The sequence below is a fragment of the Paenibacillus phytorum genome (assembly GCF_013141715.1).
GTDB classification, from domain to species: Bacteria; Bacillota; Bacilli; order Paenibacillales; family NBRC-103111; genus Paenibacillus_E; species Paenibacillus_E phytorum.
In genome coordinates this window covers 1-12,247 of the sequence record NZ_WHOA01000004.1, presented here as the reverse complement: position 1 = coordinate 12,247, position 12,247 = coordinate 1, and the positions used below count along the sequence as shown (strand labels likewise).

Annotated in this window: 10 protein-coding genes; 7 read left to right on the top strand and 3 right to left on the bottom strand. The window is 50.6% G+C overall.

What is annotated here, in order from left to right; translation table 11 throughout:
- Positions 1 to 7 precede the first annotated feature (7 nt).
- Both GC098_RS00060 and GC098_RS00055 read left to right on the top strand, forming a co-directional pair.
- Entirely contained in the window at positions 8 to 1,744 is a 1,737-nt protein-coding gene (locus tag GC098_RS00060; protein ID WP_171639797.1) for a hypothetical protein, read from the top strand.
- A gap of 14 nt (positions 1,745 to 1,758) precedes the next feature.
- Positions 1,759 to 4,011, top strand: a complete 2,253-nt coding sequence (locus GC098_RS00055; RefSeq protein ID WP_171639795.1) for a glycoside hydrolase family 88/105 protein — start codon at positions 1,759 to 1,761, stop codon at positions 4,009 to 4,011.
- Between the two features lie 107 nt (positions 4,012 to 4,118).
- Here the strand turns inward: GC098_RS00055 and xylA are convergent, their stop codons facing one another.
- Entirely contained in the window at positions 4,119 to 5,438 is a 1,320-nt protein-coding gene (xylA, locus tag GC098_RS00050) for a xylose isomerase (protein ID WP_171639793.1), read from the bottom strand.
- A 172-nt stretch (positions 5,439 to 5,610) separates the two neighbouring features.
- On the opposite strand from xylA, the gene GC098_RS00045 reads away from it, so the two are divergent.
- The 3 genes from GC098_RS00045 (at position 5,611) to GC098_RS00035 (ending at position 7,969) form a co-directional block, all read left to right on the top strand.
- Positions 5,611 to 6,789 (top strand): ROK family transcriptional regulator, encoded by a 1,179-nt coding sequence (locus tag GC098_RS00045; protein ID WP_171639791.1) that lies wholly within the window; start codon positions 5,611 to 5,613, stop codon positions 6,787 to 6,789.
- A 135-nt stretch (positions 6,790 to 6,924) separates the two neighbouring features.
- Positions 6,925 to 7,383, top strand: coding sequence for a hypothetical protein (locus GC098_RS00040; protein ID WP_171639789.1), 459 nt, complete (start codon positions 6,925 to 6,927; stop codon positions 7,381 to 7,383).
- A gap of 82 nt (positions 7,384 to 7,465) precedes the next feature.
- A complete protein-coding gene (locus GC098_RS00035) occupies positions 7,466 to 7,969 on the top strand; it encodes a Crp/Fnr family transcriptional regulator (protein ID WP_171639787.1) in 504 nt (167 codons plus the stop codon).
- A gap of 25 nt (positions 7,970 to 7,994) precedes the next feature.
- On the opposite strand, the gene hmpA is transcribed toward GC098_RS00035, so the two are convergent.
- The gene (hmpA, locus tag GC098_RS00030; protein ID WP_171639785.1) at positions 7,995 to 9,209 is read right to left on the bottom strand and encodes an NO-inducible flavohemoprotein; all 1,215 of its coding nucleotides are present in this window, start codon (positions 9,207 to 9,209) and stop codon (positions 7,995 to 7,997) included.
- Positions 9,210 to 9,586: 377 nt separating this feature from the next.
- On the bottom strand, positions 9,587 to 9,982 hold the full coding sequence (locus tag GC098_RS39700) for a hypothetical protein (RefSeq protein WP_246358335.1): 396 nt from the start codon (positions 9,980 to 9,982) through the stop codon (positions 9,587 to 9,589).
- Between the two features lie 66 nt (positions 9,983 to 10,048).
- On the opposite strand from GC098_RS39700, the gene GC098_RS00025 reads away from it, so the two are divergent.
- Together GC098_RS00025 and GC098_RS00020 are read left to right on the top strand one after the other, a co-directional pair.
- Positions 10,049 to 11,317, top strand: a complete 1,269-nt coding sequence (locus GC098_RS00025) for a hypothetical protein (protein ID WP_246358334.1) — start codon at positions 10,049 to 10,051, stop codon at positions 11,315 to 11,317.
- A gap of 42 nt (positions 11,318 to 11,359) precedes the next feature.
- On the top strand, positions 11,360 to 12,097 hold the full coding sequence (locus tag GC098_RS00020) for a metallophosphoesterase family protein (RefSeq protein ID WP_171639781.1): 738 nt from the start codon (positions 11,360 to 11,362) through the stop codon (positions 12,095 to 12,097).
- Positions 12,098 to 12,247 lie beyond the last annotated feature (150 nt).

Below are 12,247 nucleotides of genomic sequence, written 5' to 3'. Positions count from 1 at the left end.
GATCAGCATGGACGCTACTTATAAACAGTTAGTACACATTTATGACGAACATACAGCAGCTACGCTGCAGCGGCAGGTGCTTGATCCTACATCCAAATATTACGGCGGCATCATCGACGAAACGGGCATTGCGCGTGTTAATCATCTCAGCACGCCAAACGTTTTGGCTGTATGGGCTTCGGCTATCGTTAATCCAGATTCACGTTACTATCACGATGAGACACTTTTGGCCGCTTTCGACAAAGCAGCAGATTTTATTTTGAACCGTCAACATGCTGACGGAACGATCTCGTTAGGTTCAACTAATTATAATTCCCCTCCAGATACAGCCTTTGTCGTAGGCGGAATTACACAAATTTATCAACTGCTTGAGTCGCATGACTGGGCGGCTGTGAAGCCTGCCTCAGCCAAGCTGAAGCTCTTTCTGGAGCGTACGATCCCTGCTATGCTGACAGGCGGATGTCATACACCGAACCATCGCTGGGTTATTACTGCGGCACTTTCGCTGCTGTATGAGATTTTCCAAATGCCTGAGCTGGTAGCAAGAGCGGATGAATGGTTGGCAGAAGGTATGGATATCACACATGACGGCGAATGGACGGAGCGCAGCAATGGCATCTATAATGCCGTCAGCGATATTGCTTTATACCACACGGGGCGTGTGCTAAACCGTCCAGAATTATTAGAATGTGTGCGTCGCAATCTGCGCATGATGGTGTATTTAATCCATCCATCTGGTGAGGTGGTAACCGATTATTCAGGACGCCAGGATTTCGGACAGACGTTTGATATGGCGCCTTACTTCCTGATTTATCGCTTAATGGCTGCGCATGATAAAGATCCTTTGTTCGCTGCGATGTCGGACTATGCAGGTACCTTTATAAAGCGTGCGGAAGCGGTAAATAACAATGCGCTCTTGGGTTTATTGCTGTATCCCGAAGCAGGTATTTCCGATTTGGAGCGCACTCCGCTTCCTGATCGTTATGTCCAAGTAATCAATGAGCACCATCCAATCAATGAGCATTTAACGCAGATCGATGGCGTGGGTCACCATATGAAAATTGAACACAGCAGCATGCACTTAGCCTTCGGCGCTCCGCTTGTGCGCATTCGAGAGGTTGATCAGAGCGTGACGATTATGCCGCAAACGCCGTCATTCTTCTCCCTTCGCCATGGAAAAGTAAGGCTGCTGGGCATTAAGTTGTCTACATCTTTCTCACCTGGGATTGTGAAGTTCGCACATCTAACTGTGGAGGAAGGCGTTTATAAGCTAGGAACCGTATTGGAAAAAGGATATAACGGACCGATCCCGCGTCAATTTCTGCCGGAGTCCGCAGAGAGATCGACACTCAGTCCTTGGTACTTGCTTCCTCATCAGCATCGGCCGATGACACATCTGCAAACTCTAGAGTTTCAAGCAGAAATTACACAAGGAGACGGGGAATGGACGATTCGTATCCTTTCCGATGAGCGAGAAGATGTATTCACGCAGTTATCCTTTATTTTTGGAGATGAGGGTACGGTTAGCGGCAGTGATCTCGCCCAAGCCGAGGCAGGAAAATATTTCTTGGAAAATGGATCTATGAAATATGCGGTGGATGAAGATGCGATTGAGATTTCAACAGGCGCCTACGAGCATTTGCTGCCTGTGCTTCGTGAAGACCAACATCCGACCGGCTGCAAATACGTCCATGTGAACCTGGTGACGCCGTTCGACCGAACATTTACGGTTCGTCTACTGTAGAAAGGAAGGCCGATATGACGACTTATTTTAATGAACAAGAGAGTATAAAGTCTCGCTTAGGAGACGACGATAATCGAACATTGAAGGTGCTTGCGGACCGCTACATTGGGGCTAATCCGCCCGTTCCATTTGCTTTCCGGGCCTTTTACAGATCTGGCGTTTTGCAAAACGAGGATGGGATGTTTGATTTGAATTTGGGGCGGAGATTTCCCGAAGCAAGACCTGGCCAATTTTCGTATGCGTTTGGATTAGTATGGAGTGATGGTGAACGAAACCTGGATGTGTTGTTCCACTGTTTGGGGCCGATTGAGTTCTATTTCAATGATGAACGTACCTATCGTTCCAACGTAATAGATGAAATTAAGCCAGATGCTAGCGTTAAGCTTAATCTGAACTTTGTGAAAGGCTGGAACCGACTTTTTATCAAAGGTAAGCATACGGCTGCGGGTTTTGGCTGCTTGTTCGGATCTGATGAAGCCAAGGTACGGATTCTGAATGTGCTTACTCCGTTTGCCGAAAGGCAAGGACAGGCGGGATGGGTGTACTCTGAACCGACTGACACTGATGTATTCGAGGGTAGTCCACTGCCAAATGGTTTGGCGTCAGAGAAGGCGTACGGGCTGCGCTGGCTGCCGACCTGTGAGTGGAGTGAGAGTGAGCTTGTGAAGCTTGTTTGCGAGCGTTTATTCGGCTTACAACCTGGTAAGCAAGTGTACGCGTGGACGAAGCTGAACAAAGTAAGCTCAGGTGAAGAATCATGTCTGCTGAAGGGCCATACGGCAGGTCCGTTGACCGTTTGGCTGGATGGGAAGCAAGTATTGGAGCTCGCGGAAGAAGGCAGCTTTCAGGTGGAAGTGCCGCTATCTTTTGGCAAACATGATCTGTTAATCCGCAGTATTTGTGGAAGTCATGCTTGGGGTTACACACTTCATGCCTATGTTAAGGGAGAGGTTGTCCCTTTAAGCGCTCCTCATAAGGTTCACGGTTCAGCTGAGCCGTGGTTCTATGTGGGACCACTGGATTCCAGCATTGAGTTAGCATATGAGGAATTAATAAGAACCGATCGCATTTATGCAAAAAGTTCAGAGTCAGACGCTGCAGGTGACAAGACGTACTGGCAGTTAGACCGTCCAGACGCCTGGATACGTCCTTATTATGAGAATGCCATGCTTAGCAATAAGTGGACCGTCGGCAACGTCACGAATTATGCCCGCTGGGATTATCCGCTTGGCGTTACCATTTATGGGCTGCTGCAAGCAGGTCGGTTGCTGGAGCGGTCTGATATTATTGGGTATGCCCTCGATCATGTTCAAAGCTGCACAGACATGTTCGAATACTCCTTATGGGATCGAGAGAAGTACGGGTTCCCGGCGATCAATCAACAGTTAGTCATGATGAAAATGCTGGATAACTGCGGTTCCTTTGGTTCCGCAATGTTAGAAGCTTATCAGGAAGACAAGGATCCGGGCTTCTTGCCGATAGCGCAGCGAATTGCCGACTTCATACTCGTGAGGTTGGAACGTAAGGAAGATGGTGCATTCTATCGGATATGTCAGGATGAATATTCGGAAAATACGATGTGGGCCGATGACCTCTACATGAGTACGCCGTTTCTGTGCCGTTATGCTGGGATAACCGGCAGCAGCGAGGCACTGGATGAAGCGGCGAAGCAATTTCTGTTATTCCGCAAGTATTTATACATGCCGGATCAGCGCATCATGTCGCATGTCTTTGATTTCAAATACGGCATGGCTACCGGCATTCCTTGGGGTCGTGGGAATGGTTGGACACTCTTCTCGCTGACAGAGGTGCTGGAGGTTCTGCCCGAAGAGCATGAAGCTCGCCCGGAGTTAGTGCATTTCTTTAACGAGCTGTGCGCGGGATATGCTGATCTGCAAGCTGAAAGCGGGCTGTGGCATCAGGTGCTGAACGATCCCGACGCTTATCAGGAAGCCTCGTGTACCGCGATGTTCGCTTATGCTTTTGCGAGAGGCGTGCGATTCGGCTGGCTGGAGCAGCCTGATCGGTTCATCAACGCTTCGCTGAAAGCATGGGACGGTTTGACCCGTCTGGCCATCGACGCTCAGGGCAACGTGCATGGCGTTTGCAGCGGCTCGCGGTATGCTTTTACCGCTGATTATTATAAAAAAGACCTGCTCACCGTAACCAATGACAACCACGGGGTTGGCATTATGATGCTGGCTGGCACAGAAGTCGTGAAGCTGAAGCGATGGCTGTCGCATCCGGAGGAGCCGGCCACCAGTTAGCGATGGAAAACATCGTTACAGAAAGAATAGGAGTTATCCACACAAGCCATCAGACAAACAAAAAAAATCCCGCTCACGCCTAACGGCTGGAGCGGGATTTTCGACAATTAAGTATTAATCAGGTATTGGTTAACCGTCGCTTTAATCAATTCCAAACGACCGGATTGATTCACGATAGTGCTGTTGTTCTCAAGCGCATAAGCTTCAAGCGTCTTGAAATCCGCTTTGCCGGACACAATGTCGGCGCCGATGCCGGATTTGAAGGAAGCATAGCGCGTGTCGAGGATGTTATCGAATACGCGGTCTTCGATCAATTTGGCAGCGACTTCTAAGCCGCGAGCGAAGGCGTCCATACCTGCGATGTGGGCGTAGACGACATCGATAGGCTCGAAGGAAGTACGGCGAACCTTGGCGTCGAAGTTCACGCCGCCGCGGCCGATGCCGCCTTCGTTCAAGAGGATTTCGTACATCGCGAGTGTCGTCGAGTACAAGTCAGTCGGGAACTCGTCGGTATCCCAGCCGAGCAGCAGATCGCCTTGGTTCGCATCGATGGAACCAAGAACACCGTTGATGCGCGCGACACGAAGCTCGTGCTCAAAGGTATGACCAGCAAGCGTGGCATGGTTCGCTTCCAGGTTTAATTTGAAATACGGTAGCAAGTCGTATTTTTGCAAGAAAGAAAGCGTTGTAGCCGCATCGAAGTCGTATTGGTGCTTGGAAGGCTCTTTTGGCTTAGGCTCGATCAGGAATTGACCGTCGTAGCCGATTTCTTTGGCATAATCAACCGCCATGTGCAGGAAGCGAGCAAGGTTATCAAGCTCCAGGCCGAGGTCCGTGTTAAGCAGAGTCTCGTAGCCTTCGCGTCCGCCCCAGAAAACGTAGTTTTCAGAGCCGAGCTCTTTGGCATGATCTAATGCTTTTTTCACTTGGGCAGCAGCGTAAGCAAATACGTCCGCATTATTCGTCGTAGCTGCGCCGTGAACAAAGCGCGGGTTAGTGAACATATTAGCTGTGTTCCAGAGCAGCTTCTTGCCGCTGGATGTCATTTTATCTTTGATCAGGGCAACGATCTCGTCGAGGTTCTTGTTCGTTTCTTGCAGCGTGCTGCCCTCAGGCGCGATATCGCGGTCATGGAAAGCGAAGTAGTCGACATCCAAAATGTTCAGCAGCTCAAAGCAAGCGTCAACGCGAGCTTTGGCCAGCTCAAGGCCGGAGTATTGATCCCAAGCGCGGATCGCTGTGCCACTGCCGAATGGATCGGAGCCATTGGCGGAAAAAGAATGCCAGTAAGCGATTGCAAAACGCAAGTGTTCACGCATGGTTTTGCCTAAAATAACTTGATCGGGATTATAAAATTTAAAAGAAAGCGGGTTCGTCGATGTGCGGCCTTCGTACTTAATCGGTTGAATGTTGTCAAAGTAGCTCATGAATTCAGCCTCCATAAATTAAGGAATAAATGCTTATGCAGTCATCATAGCACCAAATGAATAGTTTGTAAATTCATTAAACAAACTTAGTTAATGCATGAAAATGTCTTTCATGTTAAAATCAGTTCATTAGAAAAGAGCGACAAGCAATTAGAGCAATATGGGGGCAAACATGAAGCAAACAGGCGATTTGAATCTTGTGAAAAAAATAAATAAATCTATCGTACTACACCATATTCGCACGAATTCTCCAATATCCCGCGCACGGATTGCAGAAATTACAGGGCTGACCAAGGCGACGGTGTCGAGTCTTGTGAACGAATTGATCGAGAGCAGTGTCGTCGAAGAGATTGGCGTTGGTGAATCAAGCGGCGGGCGCAAGCCGATGATGCTGCTTTTTAATGGAACGGCTGGCTATGCTATCGGGGTTGACCTAGGGGTTACTGATATTCTCGCGGTGCTGACGGATTTAAGCGGTAAGATCATCCGCGAAGTAAGATTGCAGCATGACAATGCTTCTGTAGAAAAGGTCGTCCAGCTGTTGAAAACGACCGTCCGCGGACTGATCGAAAGCGCGCCGGAGAGCGTCTACGGGATTATAGGAATCGGCATCGGTGTGCCGGGTATTTGTGATGAGAGCGGCAATCTGCTTTTCGCGCCGAATCTGGGCTGGGAGAACGTGCCTTTGCAGCAGCAAATCGAGGAAACGTTCAACATTCCCGTTGTTATTGATAACGAAGCGAACGCAGGAGCTGTGGGGGAGAAACAGTTCGGAGCCGGTAAAGACACGGCGAATCTGGTGTATGTGTCGATCGGCATCGGGATCGGTGCCGGGATCATCATTAAGGGCGAGCTGTACCGCGGAGCGACCGGCTTCTCTGGTGAGATCGGGCACATCTCGATCCAGCACGACGGGCCAAAGTGCAGCTGCGGCAGCTTAGGCTGTTGGGAGCTGTATGCGTCGGAACACGCGCTCCTCACGCAGGCGCGCCGCGAGCTTAACGATGACGCTGTGGATCTGGAGGCTTTGCTGATCAAAGCCGAAGCCGGAGATCCGACGGTGATCGCACTTTTTGAGCGCCTTGGTTATTATCTCGGTGTAGGCGTAGTTAATATTATCAACGGATACAATCCCGAATATATTATTCTCGGCGGCCGCTTAGCAAGTGCCGAGAGATGGCTGATGAAACCGCTGCTGGCCCTGCTCGAGAAGCGTTCCCTGCCGCATCCGCGCAAGCAGCTGAAAGTGGCGTTCAGCGAGTTGAGCGATCGGTCGACAGTTCTCGGGGCGGCATCTTTTGCAGTGGCCACATTTTTCGTGGAGACAACGGTTTCGGTTGATCGGAACTAAGCTAGTAGTAATTCCTGCCATTTGGTTGACCGAAGGAAGGTCACTTTTGTACAATGAGAAAAGTGCTAAAAATTCGAGATCAAAGGACGGGAACCAACGATGTTTCTACGTTCACTAGTTATGTGCTGCTACCTCATGGGAGCATATTGGGCTTCCTACCATTTCCCATCCATGAAGATGGTGTTTTATCCGACACTTGGGGCATTCTGCTTTCTTTTTATGCACCGGGTGGACCAAATTAAGGACATTGGGCGCATCACGATGGGTGCCATCATAGCAGTGACTCTCGGCAGCAGCATGTATGCGATAAGCCACGGCGCCATATCATTTTTCATAACAGCTATACTTACCATCTTTCTTATTCAGTGGTTCAAATGGAACGCGGCACCGATTCTGTCCGTTTCGTTCATTCCCTATTTTGCACATTCCGTCTCATTCTGGGCACTGCCTGCAGCTGTCCTCGTTTCTCTCTTAGGGCTGGTGGGATCGATTTGGCTCATTGGCAAGGTTGAGCAATTGAATTGGGTCGCCAGATTGTCACTGGTACTTTCACCGCTTCGCACGAAGCTGGAGCCGTTAAAAAAAGAGATGTAGCTGGTTAGCAGCTAGGAACCATAAACAAAAAGCGATCAGCAGTGAATGCTGTCGCTTTTTTTCATAATGAAGGAGAATGGAAATGAAACTGCACAAAGGAGAAATCCTATTCCGCCAAGGAGACACGGGTCCACTGTACCAACTCCAAACCGGTCTTTTGAAAATAGTCCGTGCTCATGAGGACGGGAATGCGACACTCGTAAATATTATTGTGCCAGGAGAGACGATTCCACATCATTCGCTCATTAGTCCAAGTCCTTACTACGGTACTGCGATTGCGCTTGTCACTTGTGACATTGAGGTGCTTCCTGCTGCGCAGTGGTACGAGGAGCTGGAGCGCAGCCCGGAGCATTTCCGCACGATTGCGCGACAATTACAGGATAAACTGCGCATGATGCAGCAGCGAATTGATCAACTGACAGCAGTGACTCCCGCGGCCAAGCTGATGAAGCTCGAAAGCTGGTTTGGGCACTACCTGGGAACGTTGAAGCTGACAGACGTGCTTACGCAGGAGGAAATCGGTCAGTTCATCGGGCTTCGCCGGGAGACCGTGAATCGTCTACTGAGGGAGAACCTTAAACTGTAAAAAAGAATTCCAATCGCCCATCCGTTTACAAAGTACCCGCAGGACCAAAAAATTCATAGTGGCGGTCCGTATCAGGTACATCCCATTCGCGGAGCGCTTGGTTCACTGCTTTCATAAACGGTACGGGTCCGCAGAAATAAAAGCTAGCTTCCACAGTCGGTACAATGCTTTGGAGCCATGGCAAATCGATATATCCTGTTTTTTGAAAAGCTTGCTCAACTGCATCGGCTTCCGTCGGTTGCTCATAGCACCAGGCAACAGTCACTTGCGGATGCTGCATGGCGAGTTCTTCAACTTCCCTGCGCAGCGCGTGATGCTGACCGTTCTGAGCCGCATGGATAAAAGTAACCTGACGATTCGGCGACGTGGTTGCAAGGGTATGAAGCATGCTGACCATTGGTGTCAGCCCAACACCGCCGCTGATAAGTACGACAGGCCGAGCATCCTTTTGATCCAGTGTAAAATCGCCAGCAGGCGCGGACAACCACAGCACATCGCCTTCTTGCACCTGGTTGTGCAGATAGACCGAAGCTTTGCCTGCAGGAACAGCAGGATTGTGATCCTCGCGCTTTACAGAGATCCGATAGTAAGGCTGACCGGGTGCATGCGAGAGGCTGTACTGCCGAATATGGGTATGTTCTTCCTCAGGAATCTGAATTCGGATACTCACATACTGCCCCGGTTCAAATGCTGCGAGTGCGCGTCCATCTTGGGGTGTCAGGTAGAAGGAAGTGATAACGTCGCTTTCTTTGTTTTTGCGTACGATTCTGAACGGTCTGAAATCCTTCCAACCACCGGGTTGTTGCTCAGACGTATCATACATCTCGGCTTCAATACTGATAAAAGCATCCGCAATAACCCCATAGGCTTCAGCCCAGGCTTGAAGAATTTCGTCGGTTGCAGCATCGCCCAGCACTTCTTTGATGGCTGCAAGCAGATGTTGGCCTACAATCGGATAATGCTCCGCCTTGACGCCCAGGCTGCGATGCTTATGGGCAATTTGTTTCACAGCAGGCAAAATGGCCTCGAGCCGATCAATATGCAGGGCTGCCGCATACACGGCGTTGGCTAGAGCGGTTTGCTGCCGGCCTTGTTTTTGATTCGCATGATTGAATATATTCAGCAGCTCGGGATGAGCTGTGAACAACCGCTCATAGAAACGTTTGGTTATCGTTACACCGTGAACTTCCAGTACGGGGACTGTGGATTTAATAACTCGGATGGATTGCTCGCTTAACATAAAGGATCGCCTCACTTCACAAAGATTAACTTGATGCCTTAAGTATAACGAACAAGACGAGGGAGCCTGTGTGATTATAATCACAGGGAATAGCAACAATCAGTGTCATAGGCATGATGCTGAATCCGAGGTATACTGGATAAAATAAACAAATACAGGAGTACATATCGATGCCTGATTGGTCTTATCACGCGATATTTCGTCCGTTGTTATTTCGACTGCCGGGGCGCATTGCCCGGAACTTGACCCTTCATGCCATAGGTGGATTAAGCCGTGTCCCAGGTGGAACATTCGTGATCAAAACAATGGGTCATATGGAGCTGTCGCCGATCCTCGAGGATGAACTGGCGGGGGTGCCGATTCAGTGTCCTATCGGCTTAAGCGGCACGCTTGATCCGCACGGGACCGCGCACAAGGCGCTGGCCCAGTTCGGGTTCGGCTTCATCGAGATCGGACCTGTGACGGTCCGAGAAGTGCGCTGCGATGCGCCGATCGAGCGCGACGCATTGTGTGAGGCCATCGTGTACCCCGATGGCTATGTCAATGACGGCGCGGACGCGATCGTCCAGCGCCTGCGCAAGGGCACGGGGCATCGCCTGCCGCACTTCGTGCGGCTGCGGCCGATGCCGGGCAGCTCGCCGCGCGAGGCGCTTCGAGAGCAGCAGGAGCTGCTCGAGAAGCTGGCGCCGTACGCGGCGGGGTTCTACATCGATGGCCTCGCCGAAGGCTGGCCACCGGATGAAGCCATAGCGTACCTCCGCGAGGTACGCCAACTCGCACTAGCAGCGGCCCCGGGGAAGCCGCTGCTGCTCTACCTGCCGCAGCCAACTCCCATTGGGATGCTGCGTGAACTCACCGACACCGCCGAGAGCTTCAGCGGTGTCGTCGTCGGCGAAGCGCTGCGCGAGTCGGGCACCCGCCGAGAACGCGTCGGCGGCGATGCGGAGGCGCTCACCGCGCAGCTGAGCCAGGTCAGGCTGCTCCGCGAGTCGCTTGGCGAGCGGAGCACGATTGTCGCGGCTGGCGGCGTTCATCAGCCGCAGGATGCTCTAGAGCTGTTGGCAGCCGGAGCGAATAGTGTCCAGCTGCATAGCGGGCTGGTGTACGCGGGGCCAGGGCTGCCCAAGCGAATCAATGAAGCGATCATTCATGAGCGCATCAAGCAAACAGCTGAGCCCCAGCCACCTTCGTTTTGGGCCAACTGGGGCTGGATGAGCCTGTTGGGTATCGGCATGATGATTGGTGGTGTACTCGCATGGCTTATTGCGTCCACAAGCGTCCTCTTGCCTTACGACGAAACTTTTCTTGGCGTGAGCCGAAGTGTCATAAATCGATTTAATGGGCATATTATACATTTCATGTCCCATGACCGCATTACTTTAGCCGGAACGATGATTTCGATCGGTATCTTTTATTATCAACTGGCTCGTCATGGCTTGCGTTGCGGGCTTCACTGGGCGCGAACTGCGGTAGTTACTTCGTGTACAGTGGGGTTCAGCAGCTTTTTCCTTTATCTCGGCTATGGCTATTTTGATCCTCTTCATGCCACAGCTGCTGCCGTGTTGCTGCCGATGCTGCTGCTGACCTTGCGCGGATTGAAAGATCATCCCTCCCGTAAGAAGCCAGGCGTGCTGAATGACTCTGTTTGGCTCAGATCGCAGTGGGGGCAATGCTGCTTCGTTGTACTCGGATTTGGTTTAGCAATCGGCGGCTTGACGATATCTTTCGTCGGGATCACTACCGTGTTCGTACCGACAGATTTAGCCTATCTCGGCCTGACAGTCCAGCAGCTTTCTGCTTGGAACGATCACATCATTCCGCTCATTGCTCATGACCGAGCAGGATTCGGCGGAGCGCTCTTTTCACTAGCGGTAGCGATTACAGCCTCCGCTTTATGGGGGGTTAACCAAGGCGAGAGCTGGTTGTGGTGGACGTTTCTCTGGGGCGGTCTTCCCGGATTTGCGGCCGGTCTTCTGGTGCATGTTCACATTGGCTATATGGACTTCATTCATTTGTTGCCTGTTTATATAGCTGTTCTGCTGTATGTGGTTGGATTGTATCTGATGTATCCGTTTTTGGTTGGCAGAGCGGGCGGGGAGAAGCATTAATTTCACGTAACGAAAAATATTAACATAAAGGCAGGTGGGTCGATGGAGAAACTAGCCATTATTTCAGATATCCATGGTAATATGCCTGCATTCGAAGCGGTTATGAAGGATATTCAGCATCGACATGTTACAGAGATCATTTGTCTAGGGGATTTAGTAGGGAAGGGACCGCATTCGGATCTCGCTGTTGATCACGTACGTGAAGTTTGCGATGCGGTCATTATGGGAAACTGGGATGATTTCATCGGTAATCCTACCGAAGATCCGGTTTTACTTTGGCAGCAAACTAGGCTTGGACGCGAACGGTTGACTTATTTGAAAGGGCTGCCTTTTTGCTATGAGTTCTGGATGAGCGGGAAGTTCGTGAGGTTATTCCATGCTTCGCCAAGAAGCGTATATGAACGTATTCAGCCATGGGACCAGATGGAAAGCCGTATGTCGATGTTTGAGTCATCGGACTTGTGCGGGGAGCCTTTGCAAGCTGACGTAGCAGGCTATGGTGATGTTCACAACGCCTATTTGCAGATTCTTAAGGGTAAAATGCTTTTCAATACAGGAAGCGTAGGGAATCCGCTGGATTTAACACAAGCTTCCTATGTCCTACTTGAGGGGAATTACCACAGCAAACAGCCCGCGGCGTTCAATTTACAACACGTGAGAGTGCCTTACGACATTGAACTCGCCGTACAGCACGCGAAGGATGAGCGGATGCCGGATTCAGAGGCCTATATCTTGGAATTGCGGACGGGTCAATATCGCGGGAAAAAGACGAAAGAGTAAAAAAAAGAGGCTGACTCAAAAGGTTAAAACCTTGGGAGCGGCCTCTTTTTTGTTCCGATACGGAGCGAAATCTAACAGGAATTCCTCCCGTTAATTTGACGTTAATTGTTCTAAACGGTCATCTAACTGGAAAACCTCCCTCTAATTTTT

Excerpts from the sequence above, each read along its gene's own strand:
- GC098_RS00060 (WP_171639797.1), top strand. The coding sequence starts at position 8 with ATGGACGCTACTTATAAACAGTTAGTACACATTTATGACGAACATACA.
- GC098_RS00055 (WP_171639795.1), top strand. The coding sequence starts at position 1,759 with ATGACGACTTATTTTAATGAACAAGAGAGTATAAAGTCTCGCTTAGGA.
- xylA (WP_171639793.1), bottom strand. The coding sequence starts at position 5,438 with ATGAGCTACTTTGACAACATTCAACCGATTAAGTACGAAGGCCGCACA.
- GC098_RS00045 (WP_171639791.1), top strand. The coding sequence starts at position 5,611 with ATGAAGCAAACAGGCGATTTGAATCTTGTGAAAAAAATAAATAAATCT.
- GC098_RS00040 (WP_171639789.1), top strand. The coding sequence starts at position 6,925 with ATGGGAGCATATTGGGCTTCCTACCATTTCCCATCCATGAAGATGGTG.
- GC098_RS00035 (WP_171639787.1), top strand. The coding sequence starts at position 7,466 with ATGAAACTGCACAAAGGAGAAATCCTATTCCGCCAAGGAGACACGGGT.
- hmpA (WP_171639785.1), bottom strand. The coding sequence starts at position 9,209 with ATGTTAAGCGAGCAATCCATCCGAGTTATTAAATCCACAGTCCCCGTA.
- GC098_RS00025 (WP_246358334.1), top strand. The coding sequence starts at position 10,049 with ATGCTGCGTGAACTCACCGACACCGCCGAGAGCTTCAGCGGTGTCGTC.
- GC098_RS00020 (WP_171639781.1), top strand. The coding sequence starts at position 11,360 with ATGGAGAAACTAGCCATTATTTCAGATATCCATGGTAATATGCCTGCA.